Genomic DNA, 24,074 nt, shown 5'->3' on the forward strand with positions numbered 1-24,074 from the left:
GTGGCCTTATCGCCTCTCATTCACGATTGTCACATGTTTGAAGGCCGACCAACCTGACCGCAGCGGCTTTCTAATACCGAGATGTGACACGGCGGGTGCAGCCGCTACCGCTGTACCCGCCGGAAGTTGTATAAAGTAGCCAATCCCAAACCTGATGGAAAAGGATGAGCAATGTTCATAGCCATGAATCGCTTCAAGGTTCGCGTCGGCAGCGAAGCCGACTTTGAAACCGTCTGGAAAAACCGTGACTCCAAATTGTCTGAACTTCCAGGTTTCGAAAGCTTTCACCTTTTGCGCGGTGCGACCAACGATGAGGAAGGCTACACGCTTTATGCTTCGCACACGGTCTGGCGCAATCGCGAAGATTTCGTCGCATGGACCAAGTCTGAACAGTTTCGTGATGCGCATCGCAATGCCGGAGGCAACAAACCGCTCTATCTCGGACCTCCTCAATTCGAAGGCTTCAGCTCCGTTCTTGCTTCCTGACACACAGCAGAAACGTCCATACACAAGGTGCGGCGAAATAGCGCATTCAGCCATGACAACGTCATTCATACGCTGTCATGGCAACTACGGAATACCGATTATCGTTTAAAGATGGGTAGTTAACTCATATTTAGAATGATTCTAACTTATTGATTTTTAGAACATTTCAAAAACATAAAAATTGACAGAACCGAGCTCAACCAGTCATAACCTGACTTAAATTGGCGGGTTTTATGAACGCCGCTAAGTAATGCCTTTAATGTTCGGGCCTTTAACCCTTGCAGTTGGAGGGACCATTGACCGGTTCAGTTCGGCCTCGCGCCAAAGATGAAGTTAATCCGCCAGATTTTCAAGCTGGCAGCACAGTTGAAAAGCACATTGAGCTGGTAAAATCCTTCCATTCTGCGCATTTCGTGTCCGATTTGCGCCTCGCAGACCTGGGAGATACTTTCTCATGCTAGTCTGTAGCTGCAACGTTATTACCGATAAAGACATCGAGGCTGTTGTTATAGAGCTTCTCGATGAGGATTGCTGGCAACTTATCGTTCCCGGTACCGTCTATAATGCCATGTCCAAGCGCGGCCGTTGCTGTGGCTGCTTCCCAAACGTCGTGGAAACGATCATAAGGGTGACTGAAGAGTATCATCTTCGTCACAACCAAATGGACGAAAACGTGGTCCAGTTCATGGATCGTGTACGTTCTTTACGCGACAAATTCGGGAGTTCATGGAATGAAAGGCGAACCAAAGGTCATCGAGCGGCTTAACGAGGCATTGTTTCTCGAGCTTGGCGCTGTGAACCAGTACTGGCTTCACTACCGCCTCCTCAACGACTGGGGTTTCACGCGTCTTGCAAAGAAGGAACGTGAAGAGTCCATCGAAGAAATGCATCATGCCGACAAGCTGATTGACCGCATTATTTTCCTCGAAGGCCACCCGAACCTGCAGACCGTGGCTCCGCTGCGCATCGGCCAGAACGTCAAGGAAGTCTTGGAAGCCGATCTTGCAGGAGAATACGACGCACGCGCTTCCTACAAGAAGTCCCGCGAAATCTGCGACGAGCTGGGCGACTACGTTTCCAAGCAGCTTTTCGATGAGCTTCTGGCGGATGAGGAAGGTCACATCGATTTCCTCGAAACCCAGCTCGACCTTCTCGCCAAGATTGGCGAAGAGCGTTATGGCCAGCTCAATGCGGCCCCAGCCGATCAGGCTGAGTAAGCCAATCACAGTAAACCAAATGAAGCCGGGGCTTGTGCTCCGGCTTTTTTTATCATCTCAACTTTACCGTTGCCCCTTTAACGTGATATTGCGCGCCCAATCTCCGATATTTGCAAGGTTCTCCCAATGAGCGCACCGCGCGTCAGTTTTGTTTCTCTTGGCTGCCCAAAAGCGCTGGTCGATTCCGAACGTATAATCACCAGCCTTCGCTCCGAGGGCTATGAAATTTCCCGCAAGCATGACGGTGCCGATTTGGTCATCGTCAATACTTGCGGTTTTCTCGATTCCGCACGTGATGAATCGCTGGATGCAATTGGCCTTGCTCTTAACGAAAACGGTAAGGTTATCGTGACCGGCTGCCTCGGTGCAGAACCCGATGTCATCCGGCAGCGTCATCCGAACGTGCTGGCGATCACTGGCCCCCAGGCTTATGAAAGCGTCATGAGCGCGGTGCACGAAGCAGTGCCTCCCGCACATGATCCGTTTGTTGACCTGGTGCCACCACAAGGGGTCAAGCTTACACCCCGCCACTACGCCTATCTCAAGATCTCCGAAGGCTGTTCAAACCGCTGCTCCTTCTGCATCATTCCGGCATTGCGCGGCGATCTGGTATCGCGCCCCATCGATCAAGTGCTGCGTGAGGCAGAAAAACTGGTCAATGCAGGCGTAAAGGAAATACTCGTCATCTCGCAGGATACGAGCGCCTACGGTCTCGATAACAAATATCAGGAAGCCATGTGGCAGGACCGCACAGTTCGCACCAAGTTTCTCGACCTCTCTCGTGAACTGGGTGACATGGGCGTGTGGGTGCGTATGCACTACGTATACCCATACCCGCATGTTGATGAAGTCATTCCATTGATGGCGGAAGGCAAGATTCTGCCTTATCTCGACATTCCTTTCCAGCACGCTTCACCGGCGGTTTTGAAGAACATGCGCCGTCCAGCTCATCAGGAAAAGACCTCGCGCCGTATTCAAGCATGGCGTGAAACCTGCCCGGATCTGGCGGTGCGATCCACGTTCATCGTCGGCTATCCTGGTGAAACGGAAGAAGATTTCCAGATGCTTCTCGACTGGCTCGATGAAGCCAAGATTGAGCGTGCCGGCTGCTTCAAATATGAGCCGGTCAAGGGGGCGAAAGCCAACGATCTGGGTCTTGAACAGGTTCCAGACGAAATCAAGGAAGCCCGCTGGCATCGTTTCATGGCCAAACAGCAGCAGATTTCGACCAATCTCCTCAAGAAAAAGGTCGGTAAACGCCTGCCAGTGATCATCGATGAAGCAAACGGCACGATAGGCAAGGGGCGCACGCGTTACGATGCCCCGGAAATCGACGGCAGTGTTCACATCCAGTCGCGTCGCCCCCTTCGTGTCGGCGACATCGTGACCGTGAAGATCGAGGCGAGCGATGCTTATGATCTGCACGGCATCGCGGTCTGATGACAGCCGAAGCTGACATATCGATCAGAGAAGCCGCCTTGGCTGACGTAGCGGCGATCGTCGCCATGCTCGCGGATGATGCACTCGGCGCGCAACGCGAGGACACAAGCTTCCCCTTGCGGGAATCCTATCAAAGCGCCTTTGCAGCAATCGATGCTGATCCCAATCAGCTTCTGGCTGTCGTTGAAGATGGTGACGAGATCATCGGCTGCATGCAAATTAGCTTCATACCCGGCCTGTCGCGGATGGGGATGTGGCGCGGACAGATCGAAAGCGTGCGGATAGCAAGCCACATTCGTGGCAGCGGAATAGGTCGCCAGATGATCGTGTGGGCAATCGAGCAATGCCGTGAACGCGGTTGTGGTCTCGTACAACTGACGACGGATAAGTCGCGTTCCGACGCACTGCGTTTCTATCAGTCGCTGGGTTTCACGGATAGTCACGAGGGACTTAAGCTATCGCTTTAATTGGCGATTTCAATATATTGTAACAAAAAGGGCGCCTTGAGCGCCCTTTTCTGTTTCAGTTTCAGTATGGAGAAACTTACTGCGGCAGCTTGTCGTCCACGCCAGCGACGTAGAAATTGAGGCCCAGCAGGGTCTTGTCGTCAGCCTGTTCGCCGTCCTTGAGCCAGACGGAGCCGTCCTGTTTCTTGATCGGGCCGGTGAAAGGCTTCAGTTCGCCCGACTTGATCTTGGCTTCAGTTTCTTCGGCCAACTTCTTCACGTCATCCGGCATATTGGTATAAGGCGCCATCTTCACGAGGCCTTCCTTCATACCCCACCAGATGTTCTGGCTTTTCCACGTGCCATCGAGAGCGGCCTTGGCGCGATCGATATAATACGGACCCCATTCGTCCACGACAGCGGTAAGCTGTGTGTCTGGCGCGAACTTGATCATGTCTGAAGCCTGACCGAAAGCCTTGATGCCACGATCATGTGCCACCTGAATGGCCGCAGTTGAATCGGTATGCTGGGTGATGATGTCTACGCCCTGATCAATCAGAGCCTTGGCTGCATCGGCTTCCTTGCCTGGATCGAACCAGGAATTGACCCAGATCACCTTAACCTTGAAGTCAGGATTGATCGACTGTGCGCCGAGCATGAATGCGTTGATACCCTGCACAACTTCCGGGACCGGCACGGATGCGATGTAACCGGCGACGCCCTTGGTCGACATCTTGGCAGCGATCACGCCCTGCACATAACGGCCTTCATAGAAGCGCGCATTGTAGGCGGACATGTTGTCAGCGGTTTTGTAGCCGGTCGCATGTTCAAACTTCACGTCCGGGAATTTCTTGGCAACCTTGAGAGTCGGGTCCATATAGCCGAACGAAGTTGTGAAGATCAGCTTGCTGCCAGCGCGTGCCAAACGTTCAATGGAGCGTTCGGCATCGGCGCCTTCTGGCACGCTTTCCAGAAAAGTAGTTTCGACCTTGTCACCAAGCGCCTCAACCAGTTCCTTGCGGGCCTGATCGTGCTGGTAAGTCCAGCCAAAATCGCCCGGAGGTCCGATATAGATGAAACCGATTTTGAGTTTTTCTTCGGCGTGCGCCGCACCGCCAAGCATAAAGCTGGCTGCAGTGGCAATCGCCATAAGCGTCTTTTTCATGTTCCCTACACTCCTTGTTTTACCACTATCCAAAATGAAACCCCCTGGGATGGCTTTCATTTAACCCTCAGCCGTTCTTCACCGGTCCGGCACAAACGGCTTGCCGAGCGACGCCGGCGTATTCATCATCGTAAGGCGTTTGTTGCGTGAGATGATCACCAGCACCACGATCGTCGCAAGATAAGGCAACGCGGACAGAAACTGCGATGGCAGGCCAAAACCAAGCGCCTGCGCATGGAGCTGACCAATGGTCACCGCGCCAAAGAGATAAGCGCCGATCAGCACCCGCCATGGCCGCCATGAGGCAAAAACCACAAGAGCAAGTGCAATCCAGCCGCGTCCCGCCGTCATATTCTCCACCCATTGCGGCACGTAAACCAGCGACAATTGCGCTCCGGCAAGACCTGCGCAAGCGCCGCCGAACAACACTGCAAGATAGCGGGTGCGCACCACATGCACGCCGAGCGCATGGGCCGAGCCATGGCTGTCGCCGATGGCACGCAAAGTCAGACCGGCGCGTGTGCCGAACAGAAACCAGGCCACGCCGACAACCAGCAGAATGGACAGATAGAATATCGGGTCCTGACCGAACAGGAAACGCCCGACAAACGGCAGATCCGTGAGATAGGGAATATAGATGGCTTCAAGCCGGACGCCGGGAAGCCCGACAAAGCTTTCGCCAAGCAAAGCCGATGCTCCGACGCCAAGAATCGTCAGCGCCAGCCCGGTGGCCACCTGGTTGGTAACAAGTATCAGTGTCAGAAAGCCGAAAACAGCAGAGAAAATCGCACCGACCAGAACGGCGGCAAACAAACCCAGCCAGGCCGAACCGGTCATCTGTGCAATGGCAAAGCCGGATACGGCTCCCATCAGCATCATGCCTTCGACACCGAGATTGAGCACGCCGGAGCGTTCCACGACAAGCTCGCCAATGGCTGCAATCAGGAGCGGCGTCGCCGCTGTTGCAATCGTGAGAAGAATAGCCTGCGTCAAATCCATCGGATCAGACCTTTCCCGCTTGGCGACCGGATGCGAAGCGAATGCGATAAAGGATAAGTGTATCGCAAGCGAGAACGAAGAACAGGATCATGCCTTGAAACACGCGCGCAGATTTTTCGGAAATGCCGATAGAAACCTGTGCGGCTTCACCGCCAAGATATGAAAGCGCCAGCACCAGACCGGCGGCTATCGCTCCAAGCGGATTGAGCCGCCCCAGAAACGCGACGATGATCGCCGTAAAACCGTAGCCCGGAGATATGACCGGACGAAGCTGGCCGATGGCACCGGAGGTCTCGGCGACGCCTGCGAGACCGGCAAGAGCACCGGAAACCGCAAAGACGAAGAACACCATCTTGCCTGCACTGAAACCCGCAAAACGCCCTGCCCTCGGACTTTGGCCGATCACTTTGACCTCGAAGCCCTTCAATGTTTGCTTGAGCAGGAACCAGACGACAACCGCCGCAACAAGCGCAAAAATAAAACCCCAATGCGCACGGCCGGATGCGCTCCAGATTTCAGGCAGAATAGCACTATCATTGAATTGACGGGTCTCCGGGAAGTTATAGCCTTCGGGGTTGCGCCACGGCCCGCGCACCAGCCAGTCGAGGAATAGCTGCGCAACGTAGACAAGCATGAGGCTGGTCAGGATTTCGTTCGTATTGAAACGTACTTTCAGCAAAGCCGGAATGGACGCATATAATGCGCCGCCAGCCATTCCCATCAGCATCATCAAGGGTAGCACCACCCATGACTGCAGATCGGGGAACATGACGGGCAGAATCGATCCCGTTATGGCACCGGCGATGAACTGTCCCTCGGCACCGATATTCCAGTTGTTGGACAGAAAACAGACGCACAGGCCGACCGCGATCAGGATCAGCGGCGCGGCTTTCACGAGCAATTCATGCCATGACCAGATGTCAAACAAAGGCTCGACAAAGAAGACGTACAGTGCATGCAATGGGTCCTTGCCCATCAGCGCGAAAGCTAATCCGCCGAAAATCAGCGTCAGCGACAGTGCGAGCAACGGCGACAAAGCACTGAAAAGTCTCGACGGCTGCGGGCGTTTGACGAGTTCGATCCGCATCATAAAGCCCCCGTCTCGCCAGATATACCACCCATCAGAAGCCCGATCTTTTCCAGTGTTACATCGGCAATTGGCATTGGCTCGGAAAGCAGGCCATGGTTCATCACGGCAATGCGGTCACTGATTTCAAGAAGTTCATCAAGGTCCTGACTGATAACGAGAACCGCGGAACCGGAACGCGCTAGATCGACAAGTGCCTGCCGGATGTGGGCTGCGGCACCAGCGTCGACGCCCCATGTTGGCTGGTTCACAACCATAACCAACGGTGAGCGGTCGAGCTCGCGCCCGATGATGAATTTCTGCAGGTTGCCTCCAGAAAGCGCAGATGCAGGCGGATTTTCAGCGCTCTTGCGCACGTCCATCCGTTCAATGATGCGTTTTGCGGCCAACTGAAGCGCACTCTCTGCTATCAGCTTGATCTTGCCGCCGCGCAGGAACATTTTCGCGTCGGTCTTGTATCGCGACAAAAACAGATTGTCGGTCAGCGTCATATTCGGAACAGCACCGTGACCGAGCCGCTCCTCGGGCACGAAGGCTGCCCCCATCATGCGCCTTTCAGTAATACCGGCCTTGCCTGCATCCTTTCCGCGAATACGCACATCCGATGGATTTGATTGCAGTACTTCACCGGAGACAGCTTCAAAAAATTCGCCCTGACCATTGCCAGCAACCCCGGCGATGCCAATCACTTCGCCAGCCATCACCGAAAGGGAAATATCCTTCAACGCCGTCGAAAATGGTCCGCGCGGCGGTTGAGAGAGTGACCTGATTTCAAAAAGCGCATCATTACCGACATCGATAGCCGCAATGGGGTTGCGCGCCACGACGTTGATGTCGTTACCGACCATCATGCGGGCAAGCGATGCGGCAGTTTCCTTACGCGGATCGCAATGCGCGACAACTTTGCCATGCCGCAGCACGGTTGCGCGATCACAGAGGCGCTTCACTTCCTCAAGACGATGACTGATGTAAAGGATCGACTTGCCTTCGGCTTTCAGGCGCTCCAGCGTTTCAAACAGCTTGTCAGCTTCCTGTGGCGTCAGAACCGACGTTGGCTCATCCAAGATAATAAGGTCGGGTTCCTGAAGCAGGCAGCGCACAATTTCAATACGCTGGCGTTCACCCACGGACAGATCACCAACATGGGCTTGCGGATCAACCGGAAGGCCATATGTCTTGCCAACTTCATGCGCACGCTTTGCAACATCTGAAAGCGCCAGCGAACGATCGAGCGACAAAGCGATATTCTCAGCGGCGGTCAGCGAGTCGAACAGCGAAAAATGCTGAAAAACCATGCCAATGCCGAGTTTTCTTGCCACAGCGGGTTCGTCTATTGCGACCGGCTGTCCTTTCCAGACAATGTCGCCTTCAAGAGGTTGCAGCGCACCGAACAGCATTTTCACAAAAGTGGATTTTCCAGCGCCGTTTTCACCCAAAAGCGCGTGAATTTCGCCGTGCCCGATGGTGAGATCGACACCATCGCAGGCCCGCAACTGGCCAAATACTTTCGTGAGCCGTCGGACATCCAGAAGAGGCCGGTCGGTTAAAGGCGCTATCATTGTTCCCCAATTGTATTTTTTTGCGACCTTATCCAGCAAGTCTGCTCTTGAAAAGCCTAAAAGCAAGCAGCAACGCACATATGCACATTGCTGCTATCGTCGACCTCATCACGGAAGCAGAATCGTGGTTCCAGTCGTCTTGCGAGCCTCCAGGTCCTCATGCGCTTTGCTCGCATCCTTGAGCGCATAGGTCTGATTGATCTCGATCTTGACCGCTCCACTTCCGACCACATCGAAAAGCTCTGCGGCCGTCTTTTCAAGGTCCACTCGCTTGGCAATATAATTGAACAGCGTGGGACGCGTGGCGAAGAGCGAGCCTTTTTGTGCCAGAATGCCGAGATCAAACGGAGGAATGACACCAGATGATTGACCAAAGCATGCAAACATGCCGAGCGGCTTCAGCACGTCCAACGATCCCATATAGGTATCGCGCCCAACGGAATCATAGACGACATCGACCCCCACTCCGTCGGTCAGTTCCTTCACCCTTTCAGCAAAGTCCTCAGTGCGGTAGTTGATGACATGGTCGTAGCCATGCTTTTTAGCCAGCGCGATCTTTTCTTCCGATCCCGCCGTACCGATAACGGTAGCGCCGAGATGTTTCGCCCATTGTCCAGCAATCAGCCCAACACCACCGGCAGCAGCATGAAACAGGATCGTCTGCCCCGGCTCAACCTTGAATGTACGCCGCAGAAGATATTGGGCCGTCATGCCCTTCAGCATCATGGAGGCGGCGGTTTTCAGATCGATATTATCCGGCACTTTCACCAGCCGGTCGGCTGGCAGAACGCGCTCGTCTGAATAGGACCCCGGCGTGGCCACATAGGCGACACGGTCACCGACACGGACATCCTCAACGCCTGGACCAACCGAAACAACCGTACCCGCGCCTTCGTTGCCGGGCGTGAAGGGCATCTGGGCCGCCTTGTAAAGTCCTGTGCGAAAATAGACGTCTATGAAATTGAGGCCAACGGCTTCGTGACGAACTTTCGCCTCGCCCGGGCCGGGTTCGCCTATCTCGATCCGTTCATACTTCATCACTTCCGGCCCACCAGTCTGATGGACGCGAATGGCATTGATCATCATGCATCTCCACTCTTCTTTGCAGCTGCAGCTTTCTCAGCCGCGATGACGGTGGCAGTTCGTCCCAATCCCGGGAAGAACTGCATGACAGCTCCGATGAAGTAGATGTAGAGGCCCGTCACGGATATGCCGACGCGTACCCATAACGGCGCGTCCAGAGTATAGTAAAGCGCTATCGCACCAAACGCACACCAGAGCAGGAAAACCGTCAGATTGAGCGGTCGCAAGCGCACAACGCGCACTGGATGCAGGAAGTTGATCGGGAGGAACGAAAGGATTGCCGACACGACAACAGTTGCGAAGGCAACCCACTCCCCCGGTTTGACGATGAACAGCGTAAAGACAACCATGTTCCAGACGACAGGGAAGCCCTTGAAGAAGTTCTCCTTCGTCTTCATGCCGGTATCGGCATAATAAATGGCACTCGAAACCACGATGATTGCACCGGAGGTGAATGACAGATACGTCCCCATAAAACCGCTTTGATAAAGCGCAAAGGCCGGTATCAGAACATAAGTGACATAGTCGATGATGTTGTCGAGAAGTTCGCCAGACCAGTTTGGCAGAATATATTTGACCTCAAGCTTGCGCGCGATGGGACCGTCAATGCCATCGACGAATAGCGCCAGTCCCAACCACCACCACATTGCCGTATAACGCCCGTCACTGGCCGCCACGATCGAAAGAAAGGCCAGAAACGAACCCGATGCAGTCAGAAGATGAACCGAAAACGCTTTGGCTTGCGGCGCGGTGACTTTCTTGGCTTTGAGTTTTCCGGTCAGTTTGGTTTTCACGCCGTCCGCCATTTCAATTTGTCGCCGCACATATCCCGCGCAGGATAACCCCCAAGGCAGCGAGTACATTTCATCAAACGGGGAACGCATACACCAAACAAACTAACGTCCCCAACCCTCAAGATCGTTGAATAGCTTCTCCCCTAGGAAAAGCCATGAACCTCGAGCAGCTTTCCCTGAAAGAACACAAAAGAGCAAGTAAGCTGCGAGGTAAATCCGCCATAATCCCACGGAAGAATGGTCTTTTGGCTGCACTTCGGTTTAAGTTGGGCCAAACACATCCGGCTGGAATCATCAGAGGATGCGACAAACCTAGCGAACGGTCACGAGGTCCGCATACCGGACCAAGGATGAAACACGATGAACGATCTTGTTGTGAACAAGCCTCTCACCGACATTGTCATTAGCGGCAGTGGTCCTGCCGGCATGATGGCTGCGCTTGCACTGGGCGCGAAAGGCTATCGCACTGTATTACTCGGACCGGAGACCGACAAGGGTGATAGCAGAACAACGGCGCTCATGATGCCTGCCATAAGATTACTGGAGGGACTGGGCGTTTGGTCGGATATCGAACCGGAAGCTGCAGCTCTTGCTTCCATGCGCATTATCGACGCGACACGACGGCTCGTGAGAAGTCCTGTCGTGACGTTCCGGGCCGGTGAAATTGACGAGATTGCATTCGGCTACAACATCCCAAACGCCGTCCTGAACAAGAAACTGGCGGAGGCCGTAGCACGCAATCCGAATATTCAGCGCATCAATGCATCCGTCATCGAATATCGTCACAATGGCGACCATGTGACCATCACACTTTCAGGCGGCGACACATTGCATACACGGCTGGTCGTGGCAGCGGATGGGCGCAATTCCATGGCACGTGAATCAGCAGGCATCCGCACACGCCGCTGGAGCTACCCGCAGACGGCAGTTGTGCTTTCCTTCTCGCATAGCGTCGATCATGAAAACATTTCGACGGAATTCCACACCGAAGAAGGCCCGTTCACTCAAGTGCCATTGAAAGGCAAACGCTCGAGCCTGGTATGGGTGGTCAATCCCGGTCGCGCCGAAGCGCTTCTCGCGCTTGACGAAATCACGCTGGCTCAGCGCATCGAGGAAATGATGCAATCGATGCTTGGCAAGATCAAACTCGAAATCAAGCCGCAGGCCTGGCCTCTTTCCGGCCTGGTGCCTCATGTTTTCGCCGCCAAACGCACCATCCTGATCGGTGAAGCCGCGCATGTATTTCCTCCGATTGGCGCACAAGGCCTCAATCTCGGTTCGCGCGATGTCGAAACGCTAGTCAAGGCCATCGAAAGCGATCCTGTCGATCCGGGGTCGGATCGGGTTATTCGCGCCTATGACCGCGCACGGCGCCCAGACATTCTCGCCCGTACCGGCTCGGTCGACGCGCTCAATCGTTCGCTTCTGTCCGGCATGCTTCCGGCGCAAATTGTGCGTGGAGTCGGGTTGGAAATGCTTCGCTCTTTTGCGCCACTGCGCGCATTCTTCATGCGTGAGGGCCTTCGACCTGGCAGCGGCTTCTCGCATTTGCTTCCGAAGCTGCCAAGCCTTCCACACCGGAGCGACGGAAAACATTCCAGCTAGTATAGCGCTCAGATTATCCGAAACATCAAACTGACAGAATTGCCGGTTCCCGCCGACTTTAATTTGTCATGCGGTGAACTACATAGTGTTGCATGGGTATGACACAGATAAAGCACGCGAAATTTCAAATCGGCCAGGTCGTCAAGCATCGGTTATTCCCCTTCCGCGGAATCATTTTCGACGTGGATCCTGAATTTGCGAATACGGAAGAATGGTACGAGTCCATTCCAGAGGAAGCACGCCCGCATCGCGACCAACCTTTCTATCATCTGCTGGCTGAAAATGCGGATTCCGAATATGTGGCTTATGTATCGGAGCAGAACCTTGTGCCGGATTTAAGCGGCGAGCCACTGCGCCACCCTCAGATCGCAGAAATGTTCGATCGGCTGGACAACGGTGCCTATCGCGTAAAATCGCAGCATTCGAACTAAGTTGAAGCTTTCTTTTAAAGTCATAACTCAAAATAAAAGGGACGCTCAAAGCGTCCCTTTTTCATAACACACAGGATAGACAACCTTCTTAGTTGGCTGCACCCTTTGCCTTATCCTGTTCAGCCTTCATCTTGGCTTCAAAGTCTTTTTGCTTCTTCTGGACAGCGTCCTGAAGTTCCTTCTGGCGCTCTTCCAGTTCCGACTGTTTGAGAGCCGGACCAGTCAGTGCGTTCGAGAATCCGGTGAGTGCAACCGGAATCGGGTTCGGCTTGTTCTGATAGTTGACCGAGGTCAGGGTCAGCTTGCCGCCCTTCTTAAGCGCATTGATGAGCTCGTCGGTCAATGGAGCTTCGGCGATACAACGATCAGGGAAGCAGATGCCATATTCAAGCTTAACCGGCTTGTTGTTGTCGATCTGGAGGCCGACACCTGCAGGAATCAGACGTCCGATAGGAACGGTAACCTGAAAGATCTTGCGGTTGATCTTGCCTTTGATCTCGATGAGGTTGACGGCGGTCAGGAGCTGGCCGGAATCCGCAGTGACGATGTTCTGCGTGTTGCAGATGTCATTGTCTTCCTGCTTGGAACAAACCTTGAACCAGCCCTGTGGCGGCTGCTGCGCCGATGCAGGCATCGTCGCGGAGGCAAGCAGGGCGAACGCGCCAGCAATGGCAGATGCGGCAGCGATTGTCTTCGTGCTGGACATGATCAACAGGTTCCTTTCAACGCTCTGATCTATAGTTCCCGTTCTGTATATAAAGTCAGCGATAGACCGTCACTGGTTTGAAAATGCGGCAACAGCGTGACCTTGGGGATTTTAGCCCCGTGCGGACCCTCGCGGACCCTAATCCGGAGCCGTGTTACAACGACTAGGGGTATGAATCCAGATGAGTTTCGACATTCCACGCCCGTAATCCGCGGAAATCTTTATTTTAGTCCTTACTGTCGCGCGACGGACACGCCCTAATTCCGCACTTAATGTACGATCATGCTAGTTTTCGGTTCCGAATCGACGCTTCCGGCGGCGACCATCAAACTTATTTACAATGGACGATTGAAGTTGAACGGATTGATTGCCTTTCTCCGCAACGTGGTTCTTGCGAGCCTTACCGGAGCTGTCGTCGGCGCGCTGCCGGCGCAGGCGATAGCCGAAGCACAGCCAGACTATGCGCTCTCCATGCATGGAGATGTGGCGTTGCCGGCTGACTTCACCCATTTCCCCTATGCTAATGCTGAAGCTCCGAAAGGCGGCGCACTCACAATGGGCGTTGTCGGCACTTTCGACAGTCTCAACCCATTTGTGCTGAAAAGCATGCGCACGACAGCACGCGGCCTCTTCGGGGATGTAGACCTCGGCAATCTGGTCTATGAAACGCTCATGCAGCGCTCGCGGGACGAACCATTTACACTATATGGCTTGCTTGCTGAAAAGGTTGCTGTCGATCCAGACCGCAAATGGGTGGAATTCACACTGAACCCGAAAGCAAAGTGGTCAGACGGTCAGCCGGTGACGGTGGACGACGTTCTCTTCACTTACGACATTCTGACGGAGAAGGGGCGCCCTCCCTACAACAACCGGATGAGTCGGATTGAAAAGATCGAAAAGACAGGGGAGCGCTCCGTTCGCTTCATTTTCAACGACAAATCGGACCGTGAATTCCCGATGCTGATCGCCTCATCGATGCCCGTGCTGCCGAAGCACGCGATTGATCGCGAAACCTTCGGTAATTCGTCCCTCAAACCGCCTGTCGGCAGCGGCCCCTATCTTGTTTCCGGCGTGCAGCCCGGCCAGCGTATCATCTACAAGCGTAACCCTGACTATTGGGGCAAAAATCTGCCATCGCAGCGCGGTCTGAACAACTTCGACACGTTGTCGATTGAATATTATCGAAACGAGACGTCCCTGTTTGAATCTTTCAAAAAGGGGCTGCTGGATATCTTCGTCGAAGCCAATCCCACTCGATGGGAAAAGCTTTATGATTTCCCGGCTGTGAAGCAGGGCCGCGTCATCAAGGACAGCTTTGAAAAAGGCACACCTGCCAACATGTTTGGCTTCGTGTTCAACACCCGCCGTCCAATTTTCGCCGACCGCCGCGTTCGGCAGGCTCTTGGGCTGTTGTTCGACTTCGAATGGGCGAATCGCAATCTGTTCGCCGATCAATACCGCCGCACACAGAGTTTCTGGGAAGGATCGGAGCTCTCTTCGGTTGGCAGGCCCGCTGACGAACGCGAAAGGCAGTTGCTGAAACCGTTCCCCGAAGCAGTTCGGGACGATGTCTTGAATGGTACATGGCACCCGCCCGTAACAGACGGCAGCGGTCATGATCGTACACCGGCAAAGAAAGCCTATAATCTCCTCACTGAAGCCGGTTTCCGGTTTGAAAACGGCCTCGCCGTCGATCCTTCAGGCACGCCGCTCAAATTCGAGATCATGACTCGCTCGCCCGATGAGGAAAAAGTCGCGCTGGCCTATAAGCGCAATCTCGCGCGATTGGGCATCGCAGTCGAAATACGCACTGTGGATGATGCTCAGTATCAGCAACGCCTGCAAACGTTTGATTATGACATGATTCTCGGAGCGTTGACTGGGTCGCTTTCGCCGGGCAACGAACAATGGATGCGCTGGGGAGCAGCTTCACGAGACGTTCAGGGAAGTTTCAATTATCCTGGCGTTGCCGATCCGGCTGTCGATGCGATGATTGAAGCACTGCTGGCAGCAAGAAGCCGTGCAGATTTCGTAAGCGCGGTTCGTGCGCTCGATCGTGTGCTCATTTCCGGGGATTTTTACATTCCGCTTTACCACCTGCCCTATCAATGGGTGGCGCGCTGGGATCGTATCGAACATCCGCAAAAGACTGCGCTCTATGGCTATCAACTGCCGACATGGTGGCGCGCAAAGCCATGACCTAGCTTAGCTTGTTTCAGTCTGATTGAACCGGATGGCAATAAGCTCTAACCATTTATATCAACGCGCACCTTACCCAAAAGCCGTTTCACACTTTTCGGGATGCGCTTTAACGTTGATGTAATTCGCCCTACATGCACCCAATATATGATGAATATTAAACCAGAGGCCAAGCCTCTGGTTCCCGGACGGAGACACTGCCATGGCCCCCAGCAAAATAACTATTGATGTCGTGTCCGATGTCGTCTGCCCATGGTGCTTTCTAGGGCGCAAGCGCCTCGAAGCAGCTCTTGCAATGGTGCCTGACGTGGAGGCGGAAGTGCGCTGGCGTCCCTTCCAGCTGGACCCCACCATGCCTCCACAAGGCAAGGATCGCCAAGCCTATATGCGAGAGAAATTCGGCGCAGGCGGGAAGATCGATGACATTCACAAGCAGCTAACCCAACTTGGCGAGGAAAATGGCATTATCTTTGATTTCGACGCCATCGCCCGTGCGCCAAATACTCTCGACCCGCATCGCGTCATTCATTGGGCCGCACAGGCTGCGCCTGATACACAAGACCGGATCGTCGGCATGTTGTTCTCACTCTATTTCGAGCAGGGGCAGGATATAGGTGATCACGAAGTGCTGGTCGATGCGGCGGCAAGTGTCGGCATGGATGCCGCGGTTGTGGCCCGGCTACTCCAAAGCGATGCCGACAAGGCGACAGTTCGAGAGGAAATCGACACAGCCAGCCGTATCGGTGTGCGCGGTGTGCCTTGCTTCATCATCGACCAGAAATATGCTGTCATGGGCGCGCAGAGCGCTGATGTACTAGCAGATGCCATCCGGCAGACGGCAGAAGGTTTTGAGCCGGGCATTACCGAAGATCGGTAATTAACCCGCCGCTATCTTCGCCAGCTGTGTCATGATGACCGCGGAACCATTGAGACGCTTTTCCGGCGTCGGCCAGTCGCGTATGAAGACGATGCTTTGATCCGGCCTGATCTTGGCCATGGAACCCTGCTCGCCAATCATTTTCACCAGTCCAACCGGATTTGCAAACGTCGCGTTGCGGAACTGGATAACCACACCCTTCGGACCGGCATCGAGCTTCTCGACATTCGCGCGGCGACAGAGCGCCTTTATGTAAACGATCTTGAGCAGATGTTGCACTTCGTCGGGCATAGGGCCGAAACGATCGATGAGTTCCGCCCCGAATGCATCGATATCTTCCGGCTCCTCCAGGTCAGCGAGACGGCGATAAAGGCCAAGACGCAATTGCAGATCGGGTACATAGCCTTCTGGAATCATCACAGCCGTACCGATCGCAATCTGCGGCGACCACTGGCTGTCTTCTACTTCACCAGTTCCCTTGAGCGTGGCCACGGCTTCCTCCAGCATCTGCTGGTAAAGCTCAAAACCGACTTCCTTAATATGGCCCGACTGTTCTTCGCCAAGCAAATTGCCTGCGCCGCGAATATCCATATCGTGGCTTGCAAGCTGGAAGCCTGCGCCCAATGTGTCAAGCGACTGCAGAACCTTGAGACGACGCTCCGCCATCTGCGTCAGCATCTTACCAGCCGGAAGTGTGAACAGCGCAAAGGCCCGTTGCTTGGAACGACCGACACGCCCGCGTAACTGGTAAAGCTGCGCTAGGCCAAACATATCGGCGCGGTGCACAATCATGGTGTTGGCCGTCGGAATATCGAGACCGGATTCCACGATGGTCGTGGACAGGAGTACATCATACTGGCCATCATAGAAGGCGTTCATAATGTCATCGAGTACACCCGGCGCCATCTGGCCATGAGCCACAGCCACTTTCAATTCAGGTACATGGGTTTTGAGGAACTCTTCGATTTCGCCAAGGTCAGAGATGCGTGGGCAAACATAGAAACTCTGGCCGCCGCGATAGCGTTCGCGCAAAAGCGTCTCGCGAATGACGAGCGGATCGAACGGAGAAACGAAGGTTCGCACCGCCATCCGGTCGACGGGAGGCGTGGTGATGAGCGACAGTTCCCGAACACCGGTAAGCGCAAGCTGCAACGTGCGCGGGATCGGCGTGGCAGACAATGTCAGCACATGCACGTCCGACTTCAGCTCTTTCAGCCGTTCCTTGTGCTTAACGCCGAAATGCTGCTCCTCATCAATGATGAGCAGACCAAGATTCTTGAACTTGATCGAGTTGCCGAGCAGCGCATGTGTGCCGACGACAATATCGACGGTCCCTTCCTCCAGTCCCTTCTTGGTCGCCGCAAGATCCTTCGTGCCGACGAGCCGCGAGGCATGGGCAACATTGATCGGCAAGCCATGGAAGCGCTTCGAGAAGGTCTTGAAATGCTGGCGCGATAGAAGCGTGGTTGGTACGACGACCGCCACCTGAACACCGCTCATCGCCGCGATGAAGGCAGCACGCAACGCCACTTCCGTTTTGCCGAATCCGACGTCACCGCAGATAAGGCGATCCATTGGCTTGCCGGCAGCTAGATCGTCCGCCACAGACTCGATCGCGGTAAGCTGATCGTCTGTTTCATCATAGGGGAAGCGAGCGGCAAACTCTGCATAGAGACCGTCCGGCGGCGTCATCACCGGCGCGCCGCGCATCTGGCGTTCGGCGGCGATCTGGATCAAATGGCCGGCAATCTCAAGCAGGCGTTTCTTGAGCTTGGCCTTGCGCATCTGCCATGCGCCGCCGCCAAGCTTGTCGAGAACCGCGTCCGAGCCTTCCGAACCATAACGCGACAGAAGTTCAATATTTTCAACCGGCAGGAACAGCCGGTCATCGCCCGCATAATGAATCTCCAGACAGTCGTGCGGAGCGCCTGCGGCAGTAATGGTCTTGAGACCGATGAAGCGACCGATACCGTGATCGACGTGGACAACGATGTCGCCAGCAGTCAGCGAGGCAACTTCGGAGATGAAATCCTGATCACGCTTGCGGCGCTTGGAACGGCGGATAAGACGATCGCCCAGAATATCCTGCTCGGCAACAATAACGAGATCGCCCGCGTCAAATCCACTCTCGACAGCAAGCACCGCCGCCGTGACTTTGTCACGCGACAGTGCCTTGACGGTAGAAAGCCGGTCAACCTGTTCGATTTTTTCCAGCCCGTGCTCGTCAAGAACCTGCAAAAGACGGTCGAGAGATCCTTCAGTCCATGCGGCGACAAGCACTTTCTTGCCAGATGCACGCAGTTCAGCAATATGTTTCACCACCGCTTCAAACAGGTTCACATCGGTGGCGGCGCGCTCCTCGGCAAAGCTGCGACCCTTGTGCACATCGGCATGGACAATCGCCCGCCCCGCTACATCCGGCGCGCCGAATGGCGTCAGGTCGATACGCAAGCCCCCGGCTTGGGCGTGCTTCTCGACTTCCGATGGAGTGAGATAAAGGGTTTCCGGCTTGACTGGCTTGTAAGGCACGGCATCACTGCCCGGCTCCTTGCCTTCCGCCTGTCTCAGGCGCGCCTCGTAATGATCGACAACCATGGTGTGGCGCTCAGTCAGCGCCTCATGAACCAGATGGTCGAACACTACAGGCATATTGCCCACATGATCAAATACAGTATCGAGCCTGTCGTAGAATAACGGCAACCAGTGTTCCATACCCGCAAAACGGCGGCCTTCGCTGATTGCCTGATAGAGAGCATCATCGCGCTGCGGTGCGCCGAACATCGCGACATAATTCTTGCGGAAACGGCTGATCATGTCCGGCGAGAGCGTGATTTCGCTCATTGGCTGAAGCACGAATTCCTTACGGGTGCCCGTTGTACGCTGCGAAGCCGGATCGAAAGCGCGGATCGATTCCAGTGTATCACCAAAGAAATCAAGCCGCAGCGGTTCCTCCGCTCCCGGCGCATAAAGATCGAGGATACCGCCACGAACCGCAAATTCACCAATGTCACGAACTGTGGAAACGCGCTCAAAGCCGTTACGCTCCAACCGGGATGCCAGATCGTTCATATCCAGTTGGTTGCCGGGACGTGCCGAAATCACCTGTTCGGCGATTGCCGCTTGCGGCGGCAGCTTTTGCAGAACGGCGTTGGCTGTCGTCAGAATGATCGCCGGATGCGGCCTCTTTCTAAGCTCAGACAGCGCATTGAGTGCCGCCAGCCGACGTGCAGACGCGTCAGCACCAGGCGACACGCGGTCATAAGGCAGGCAATCCCATGCAGGCAGATGCAGAACCGGCATATCCGGCGCGACGAAATTCAAAACCTGTTCCAGATCGGTAATGCGCTGCCCGTCGCGCACGATATACATAAGCGGCCCGCGTTCGCCGATCTCTTCCGCCAGACGAATAAGGCAGAACGCCTCGTAACCGTCAGCAACGCCGTCGATCACGATATTGCGATTTGCCGCGAGTACGCTGGAGGATTTGAGACCTAGTTTGTTGAAAACGGGCATGGGAACTTGAACTCAGAATTCTATGCGGTCGCGGAAAGCGACGATATCGCGGAACAGAGGCGTGTCATAGTCTGCCGGGATTGGGCTTTCACCCGTTACCCATTTGAGAAGATCACGGTCAAGCACTTCAAGAATATGCTCGAACTCATCAAGCTGCGGATCTGTGAAGCCGACGATATATTCATCCGCATATTGCCCAAGGATCAAATCCATCTCGCGCATACCGCGATGCCACGCGCGAAACAGAAGCTTGCGGCGCCGTACATCCAGATTTTCCGTCGCCAATGTGCTGCCAGTCATCCTCGGTAAGCTCCAATCATCCAAATTGCTGCTGCTATATAGCATCTGCGCCACAAACAGGAACCCGTTTATCCAACAGGAACAAAAAGAGCACAGAAAGATTGGGCATCGCCCTTGCACCGTGAGACGAAGCAGTTAATGCTCGCACTATGCGACCATCCATGCTCGATCCATTTTTTGCTTCCGTTCGTTCGCTTTCCGGCATTGGCCCGAAAGTTGCCGCACTGCTTGGAAAACTGCTGGGTACCGACATACCGGGCGCAGAACCCAAAGTAGGGCAACTTCTATTTCTAGCGCCGCACAGCGTGATCGACAGACGCAATCGACCCGGCATCGCGCTTGCGCAAGAAGGCGCAATCGTTACGCTGGAAGTCACCGTCGATCAACATCAGCCAGCACCACCTGGACGCGGTAATGTTCCACATCGCGTCTTCGCCCATGACGACACTGGCGAAATCGCTCTGACCTTTTTCCATGCCCAATTGCCATGGCTGCACAAAATGCTGCCCGAAGGCGAAACCGTCATTGTGTCTGGCAAAGTAGAATGGTTCAACGGCCGAGCGTCCATGGTCCACCCCGACTATATTGCGAGCCTGGAAGATGCGGCCAATCTGCCAATGGTCGAACCTGTCTACCCGCTGACTGAGGGCCTATCACCCAAGACACTGGCGCGCGCTGTCAAGGAAGCTTTGACCCGAGTGCCCCCGCTCCCGGAATGGATCGATCCGGCTTTGCTGGCACGCGAACGCTTTATTAGCTTCCAGCAATCGCTCAATACGCTTCATCTGCCTGAAGCCCCTTCGGACATCGCGCTTGAAAGCATATCAAGGCGTAGACTTGCTTATGACGAATTTCTGGCCGGTCAACTGGCGCTTGCGCTTGTCCGCGCGAAGACGCGCAGGCTTTCCGGTCGCCCTCTGGAGGGCACGGGACGTATCGTCACCGAGATTATACGGCACCTGCCCTATCGTTTAACCAAAGGTCAGGATGAGGCCGTTCGTGAAATTATAGCAGACCTGAAATCGCCAGAACGCATGTTGAGGCTTTTGCAGGGCGATGTCGGCTCCGGCAAGACTGTTGTTGGATTGCTTTCAATGGCGCATGCCGCAGAATCCGGGGGGCAGTCAGCACTCATGGCGCCGACGGAAGTTCTCGCCCGCCAGCATTTTGCGACCATCGCACCGCTTGCGGAGAAGGCAGGGTTGAAAGCAGCACTTCTGACCGGTCGTGAAAAGGGCCGCGATCGGAATGCTGTTCTTGAAGGATTGAAAAGCGGCGAAATCAACATCGTCATTGGCACGCACGCGCTTTTTCAGGAAAAGGTCGAATATCACGACCTCGTTCTGGTGATCATTGATGAGCAGCATCGTTTCGGCGTGCATCAGCGCCTGATGCTGACGGCCAAGGGTTCCGCACCTGATATGCTGGTCATGACGGCGACACCAATTCCGCGCACCCTAGTCCTCACTGCCTTTGGCGACATGGACGTGTCGAAACTGACCGAAAAACCTGCCGGACGCCAGTCCATTACTACAGCCATAATTCCGATGGAACGCATTGGCGAACTTGTCGAACGCATCCGAAAGGCAGTGGGAGAAGGACAGAAAATCTATTGGATTTGTCCACTCGTGGAGGAATCCGAAATCGTTGAACTGACTTCGGCAGAAGAACGTTTCGAAAGCCTCAAGCCTGTCTTCGGTGAGCGCATCGGCCTTATCCACGGCCGCATGAACGGGATGGAAAAAGACGAGGCCATGCGAGCATTCAAACAGGGGGAAACGCGAGTTTTGGTCGCGACTACCGTGATCGAAGTCGGCGTGGATGTCCCCGATGCCACGATCATCGTCATCGAGCATGCCGAACGGTTCGGTCTGTCCCAATTGCACCAGCTACGTGGTCGTGTGGGGCGCGGCGACAAACCATCGACCTGCCTGCTGCTTTACAAGGGCCCGCTGGGCGAAATTGCACAAGCCCGGTTGAAGGTCATGCGCGAGACGGAAGATGGTTTCCGTATTGCCGAAGAAGATCTGAAACTGCGTGGCGAAGGCGAACTGCTTGGTACGCGACAATCGGGAACGCCGGGTTTCCGTCTGGCTTCCATCGACGCCCACGGCGATCTCCTCGAAATCGCTCGTAAGGATGCGCGCTATATTCTGGCCAGCGATCCCGATCTTGAATCCGAACGCGGACAGGCGTTACGCATACTGCTCTATCTATTCGGACGTGACGAAGCCATCAGGCTTCTGAGAGCAGGATAGTAAAATGGCGACAATCTGCCGCCATTTCCATTAACTTATTAAGATATTTCTATAATGACCTGAATTTACTCAACAGTCACCGACTTAGCCAGGTTGCGGGGCTGATCAACATCCGTGCCCATGAGGATTGCGGTGTGATAAGCCAGCATCTGGATCGGTAGCGCGTAGACAAGCGGCGTGATGAACTCCGGCACGTCCGGCAGAACGATGGTTGCCATCGTGTCGATGCTGGCAGCCTCGGCACCCTTTTTGTCGGTAATGAGAATGATGCGCCCGCCGCGCGCTGCGACCTCCTGCATGTTGGAAACGGTCTTCTCATAGAGACGATCAGACGGCGCAATGACGATTACCGGCATGGTTTCATCGATCAGCGCAATCGGACCGTGCTTCAGCTCTCCAGCCGCATAACCTTCGGCATGGATATAGGAAATCTCCTTGAGCTTCAGCGCACCTTCCATGGCCAGCGGGAAAGAAGTTCCGCGACCGAGATAAAGCACATGGTTGACCTTGGCGAGCTCATGGCAGACTGCCGCGATCTGGTCTTCGAGTTTCAGCACCTGATTGATGAAACGCGGCGCCTCGGAAAGCTGGCGCACCAGTTCCTGTTCGCGCGCATCGTCAATCGTACCACGTGCCTTGGCGGCTGCAATGACCAGCGATGCCATAGCCGAAAGCTGGCAGGTGAAAGCCTTCGTAGAGGCAACGCCGATTTCGGGACCGGCGAGTGTCGGGAAAACAGCATCGGATTCGCGCGCAATGGTCGAGCCCGTTACATTGACGACAGCGGCGATCTTCAATCCTTGCGATTTGCAGTAGCGCAGCGAAGCCAGCGTATCAGCCGTTTCGCCCGACTGCGACACAAACATCGCCAGCGAATTCTTCGAGAGTGGCATTTCGCGATAACGGAATTCAGAAGCGATATCGCTGTCGACCGGCAGTCGCGCAATCTGCTCGAACCAGTATTTCCCGACGGATGCCGCATAATAGGCCGTACCGCAGGCAGAAATCGTCAGACGATCAATCTTGCTGAAATCGAGGCCAATGGCTTCCTGACGCACTTTGCCAGTGGTGAAATCGAGATAATTGGCAAGCGTGTGGGAAATCACTTCCGGCTGCTCAAACATCTCCTTTTGCATAAAGTGACGATGATTGCCCTTGGAAACGAGCATATTGGCCGTCTGCGTCTTCTGGATCGGACGCTCAACTTCGCTGTTGTTTTCGTCGTAAACAGTCACACCCTTGCGCGTCAGAACTGCCCAATCGCCATCTTCAAGATAGACGATAGTATCGGTGAACGGCGATAGTGCGATGGCGTCGGAACCAAGGAACATTTCACCTTCGCCATAACCAACGGCGAGCGGCGGCCCCTGACGAGCCCCGATCAAGAGCTCTTCGTCCCCTTCAAAAAGGAAGGCAAGCGCGAAGGCACCATGCAGCATCGGCAGGCTATCGCGCACGGCTTCAACCGGCGACTTGCCCTTTGCCAATTCACGGGTCACCAGATGGGCAACAGCTTCGGTATCGGTTTCCGTCTGGAACTTGTAGCCTTCCGCCTCAAGCATGCTGCGAAGCTCGGCGAAATTCTCGATGATGCCGTTATGAACGACCGCGAGACGGTCGGTAATGTGCGGATGCGCGTTGCGTTCCACAGGCTTACCGTGCGTGGCCCACCGGGTATGCCCGATACCGATGACCCCAGGAAGCGGCTCTCCGGCCAGGCGCTTTTCCAGATTGACCAGCTTGCCTTCGGCACGACGACGGTTGAGCTTGCCGTCCTGCAGTGTGGCAATACCGGCAGAATCGTAGCCGCGATACTCAAGCCGCTTCAGTGCATCCACAAGAAGCGGAGCGACTTCGGTATTTCCGATAATGCCGATAATTCCACACATAGGCTGCTCCAAAAACGACG

Annotated in this window: 20 protein-coding genes; 10 read left to right on the top strand and 10 right to left on the bottom strand. The window is 54.9% G+C overall.

Translation table 11 applies throughout. The features are described 5' to 3' along the window. The first annotated feature begins 171 nt into the window (after positions 1-171). From FJQ48_RS06220 to FJQ48_RS06240, 5 genes are all read left to right on the top strand, one after another. The gene (locus tag FJQ48_RS06220; protein WP_139974324.1) at positions 172-486 is read left to right on the top strand and encodes an antibiotic biosynthesis monooxygenase; all 315 of its coding nucleotides are present in this window, start codon (positions 172-174) and stop codon (positions 484-486) included. A 454-nt stretch (positions 487-940) separates the two neighbouring features. Continuing rightward, a complete protein-coding gene (locus FJQ48_RS06225) occupies positions 941-1,252 on the top strand; it encodes a (2Fe-2S)-binding protein (RefSeq protein ID WP_139974325.1) in 312 nt (103 codons plus the stop codon). Further along, positions 1,218-1,703 carry a bacterioferritin gene (bfr, locus tag FJQ48_RS06230; protein ID WP_010658824.1) on the top strand — a complete coding sequence of 162 codons (486 nt, stop codon included), beginning with the start codon at positions 1,218-1,220 and terminating at the stop codon, positions 1,701-1,703. Before FJQ48_RS06225 ends, bfr begins: the two co-directional genes overlap by 35 nt. Positions 1,704-1,829: 126 nt before the next feature. Beyond that, the gene (gene rimO, locus FJQ48_RS06235; RefSeq protein WP_139974326.1) at positions 1,830-3,143 is read left to right on the top strand and encodes a 30S ribosomal protein S12 methylthiotransferase RimO; all 1,314 of its coding nucleotides are present in this window, start codon (positions 1,830-1,832) and stop codon (positions 3,141-3,143) included. After that, positions 3,143-3,610 (top strand): GNAT family N-acetyltransferase, encoded by a 468-nt coding sequence (locus FJQ48_RS06240; protein ID WP_139974327.1) that lies wholly within the window; start codon positions 3,143-3,145, stop codon positions 3,608-3,610. Before rimO ends, FJQ48_RS06240 begins: the two co-directional genes overlap by 1 nt. A 76-nt stretch (positions 3,611-3,686) precedes the next feature. Here FJQ48_RS06240 and FJQ48_RS06245 read toward each other — a convergent pair whose 3' ends face one another. The 6 genes from FJQ48_RS06245 to pcsA all read right to left on the bottom strand — a co-directional run bounded on the left by FJQ48_RS06245 (position 3,687) and on the right by pcsA (position 10,288). Then, entirely contained in the window at positions 3,687-4,754 is a 1,068-nt protein-coding gene (locus FJQ48_RS06245) for a BMP family ABC transporter substrate-binding protein (protein WP_139974328.1), read from the bottom strand. 78 nt (positions 4,755-4,832) lie between these two features. Beyond that, positions 4,833-5,753 carry an ABC transporter permease gene (locus tag FJQ48_RS06250; protein WP_139974329.1) on the bottom strand — a complete coding sequence of 307 codons (921 nt, stop codon included), beginning with the start codon at positions 5,751-5,753 and terminating at the stop codon, positions 4,833-4,835. Positions 5,754-5,757: 4 nt separating this feature from the next. Next, complete coding sequence (locus FJQ48_RS06255) at positions 5,758-6,840, bottom strand: ABC transporter permease (RefSeq protein ID WP_139974616.1); 1,083 nt, start codon at positions 6,838-6,840, stop codon at positions 5,758-5,760. Beyond that, positions 6,840-8,399 (bottom strand): ABC transporter ATP-binding protein, encoded by a 1,560-nt coding sequence (locus tag FJQ48_RS06260; protein WP_139974330.1) that lies wholly within the window; start codon positions 8,397-8,399, stop codon positions 6,840-6,842. Before FJQ48_RS06260 ends, FJQ48_RS06255 begins: the two co-directional genes overlap by 1 nt. A 108-nt stretch (positions 8,400-8,507) precedes the next feature. Then, a complete protein-coding gene (locus FJQ48_RS06265; RefSeq protein ID WP_139974617.1) occupies positions 8,508-9,482 on the bottom strand; it encodes a quinone oxidoreductase in 975 nt (324 codons plus the stop codon). Further along, a complete protein-coding gene (gene pcsA / locus FJQ48_RS06270; RefSeq protein ID WP_139974331.1) occupies positions 9,482-10,288 on the bottom strand; it encodes a phosphatidylcholine synthase in 807 nt (268 codons plus the stop codon). Before pcsA ends, FJQ48_RS06265 begins: the two co-directional genes overlap by 1 nt. A 348-nt stretch (positions 10,289-10,636) precedes the next feature. On the opposite strand from pcsA, the gene FJQ48_RS06275 reads away from it, so the two are divergent. After that, positions 10,637-11,881 (top strand): UbiH/UbiF family hydroxylase, encoded by a 1,245-nt coding sequence (locus FJQ48_RS06275; RefSeq protein ID WP_139974332.1) that lies wholly within the window; start codon positions 10,637-10,639, stop codon positions 11,879-11,881. 92 nt (positions 11,882-11,973) lie between these two features. Next, the gene (gene hspQ / locus FJQ48_RS06280; RefSeq protein ID WP_139974333.1) at positions 11,974-12,312 is read left to right on the top strand and encodes a heat shock protein HspQ; all 339 of its coding nucleotides are present in this window, start codon (positions 11,974-11,976) and stop codon (positions 12,310-12,312) included. A gap of 88 nt (positions 12,313-12,400) precedes the next feature. Here hspQ and FJQ48_RS06285 read toward each other — a convergent pair whose 3' ends face one another. Then, complete coding sequence (locus tag FJQ48_RS06285; protein WP_139974334.1) at positions 12,401-13,018, bottom strand: invasion associated locus B family protein; 618 nt, start codon at positions 13,016-13,018, stop codon at positions 12,401-12,403. A gap of 471 nt (positions 13,019-13,489) precedes the next feature. Between FJQ48_RS06285 and FJQ48_RS06290 the strand changes: the two genes are divergently transcribed. Further along, the gene (locus FJQ48_RS06290; protein ID WP_247870324.1) at positions 13,490-15,217 is read left to right on the top strand and encodes an extracellular solute-binding protein; all 1,728 of its coding nucleotides are present in this window, start codon (positions 13,490-13,492) and stop codon (positions 15,215-15,217) included. A gap of 202 nt (positions 15,218-15,419) precedes the next feature. Further along, the gene (locus FJQ48_RS06295) at positions 15,420-16,094 is read left to right on the top strand and encodes a DsbA family protein (RefSeq protein WP_139974335.1); all 675 of its coding nucleotides are present in this window, start codon (positions 15,420-15,422) and stop codon (positions 16,092-16,094) included. Here the strand turns inward: FJQ48_RS06295 and mfd are convergent, their stop codons facing one another. Then, a complete protein-coding gene (gene mfd, locus FJQ48_RS06300) occupies positions 16,095-19,607 on the bottom strand; it encodes a transcription-repair coupling factor (RefSeq protein ID WP_139974336.1) in 3,513 nt (1,170 codons plus the stop codon). A 12-nt stretch (positions 19,608-19,619) separates the two neighbouring features. Beyond that, entirely contained in the window at positions 19,620-19,907 is a 288-nt protein-coding gene (locus tag FJQ48_RS06305) for a succinate dehydrogenase assembly factor 2 (protein WP_061345376.1), read from the bottom strand. Between the two features lie 149 nt (positions 19,908-20,056). Here FJQ48_RS06305 and recG point away from each other — a divergent pair, with 149 nt between their 5' ends. Then, positions 20,057-22,165, top strand: a complete 2,109-nt coding sequence (recG, locus tag FJQ48_RS06310; protein ID WP_139974337.1) for an ATP-dependent DNA helicase RecG — start codon at positions 20,057-20,059, stop codon at positions 22,163-22,165. 65 nt (positions 22,166-22,230) lie between these two features. On the opposite strand, the gene glmS is transcribed toward recG, so the two are convergent. Then, positions 22,231-24,054, bottom strand: coding sequence for a glutamine--fructose-6-phosphate transaminase (isomerizing) (gene glmS / locus FJQ48_RS06315; RefSeq protein ID WP_139974338.1), 1,824 nt, complete (start codon positions 24,052-24,054; stop codon positions 22,231-22,233). Positions 24,055-24,074: the final 20 nt, after the last annotated feature.

It is taken from the genome of Ochrobactrum sp. CGA5, assembly GCF_006345815.1.
Taxonomy (GTDB): domain Bacteria; phylum Pseudomonadota; class Alphaproteobacteria; order Rhizobiales; family Rhizobiaceae; genus Brucella.

Bases quoted from the DNA above. Each gene is read 5' to 3' on its own strand.
- FJQ48_RS06220 (WP_139974324.1), top strand. From the start codon at position 172: ATGTTCATAGCCATGAATCGCTTCAAGGTTCGCGTCGGCAGCGAAGCC.
- FJQ48_RS06225 (WP_139974325.1), top strand. From the start codon at position 941: ATGCTAGTCTGTAGCTGCAACGTTATTACCGATAAAGACATCGAGGCT.
- bfr (WP_010658824.1), top strand. From the start codon at position 1,218: ATGAAAGGCGAACCAAAGGTCATCGAGCGGCTTAACGAGGCATTGTTT.
- rimO (WP_139974326.1), top strand. From the start codon at position 1,830: ATGAGCGCACCGCGCGTCAGTTTTGTTTCTCTTGGCTGCCCAAAAGCG.
- FJQ48_RS06240 (WP_139974327.1), top strand. From the start codon at position 3,143: ATGACAGCCGAAGCTGACATATCGATCAGAGAAGCCGCCTTGGCTGAC.
- FJQ48_RS06245 (WP_139974328.1), bottom strand. From the start codon at position 4,754: ATGAAAAAGACGCTTATGGCGATTGCCACTGCAGCCAGCTTTATGCTT.
- FJQ48_RS06250 (WP_139974329.1), bottom strand. From the start codon at position 5,753: ATGGATTTGACGCAGGCTATTCTTCTCACGATTGCAACAGCGGCGACG.
- FJQ48_RS06255 (WP_139974616.1), bottom strand. From the start codon at position 6,840: ATGCGGATCGAACTCGTCAAACGCCCGCAGCCGTCGAGACTTTTCAGT.
- FJQ48_RS06260 (WP_139974330.1), bottom strand. From the start codon at position 8,399: ATGATAGCGCCTTTAACCGACCGGCCTCTTCTGGATGTCCGACGGCTC.
- FJQ48_RS06265 (WP_139974617.1), bottom strand. From the start codon at position 9,482: ATGATCAATGCCATTCGCGTCCATCAGACTGGTGGGCCGGAAGTGATG.
- pcsA (WP_139974331.1), bottom strand. From the start codon at position 10,288: ATGGCGGACGGCGTGAAAACCAAACTGACCGGAAAACTCAAAGCCAAG.
- FJQ48_RS06275 (WP_139974332.1), top strand. From the start codon at position 10,637: ATGAACGATCTTGTTGTGAACAAGCCTCTCACCGACATTGTCATTAGC.
- hspQ (WP_139974333.1), top strand. From the start codon at position 11,974: ATGGGTATGACACAGATAAAGCACGCGAAATTTCAAATCGGCCAGGTC.
- FJQ48_RS06285 (WP_139974334.1), bottom strand. From the start codon at position 13,018: ATGTCCAGCACGAAGACAATCGCTGCCGCATCTGCCATTGCTGGCGCG.
- FJQ48_RS06290 (WP_247870324.1), top strand. From the start codon at position 13,490: ATGCATGGAGATGTGGCGTTGCCGGCTGACTTCACCCATTTCCCCTAT.
- FJQ48_RS06295 (WP_139974335.1), top strand. From the start codon at position 15,420: ATGGCCCCCAGCAAAATAACTATTGATGTCGTGTCCGATGTCGTCTGC.
- mfd (WP_139974336.1), bottom strand. From the start codon at position 19,607: ATGCCCGTTTTCAACAAACTAGGTCTCAAATCCTCCAGCGTACTCGCG.
- FJQ48_RS06305 (WP_061345376.1), bottom strand. From the start codon at position 19,907: ATGACTGGCAGCACATTGGCGACGGAAAATCTGGATGTACGGCGCCGC.
- recG (WP_139974337.1), top strand. From the start codon at position 20,057: ATGCGACCATCCATGCTCGATCCATTTTTTGCTTCCGTTCGTTCGCTT.
- glmS (WP_139974338.1), bottom strand. From the start codon at position 24,054: ATGTGTGGAATTATCGGCATTATCGGAAATACCGAAGTCGCTCCGCTT.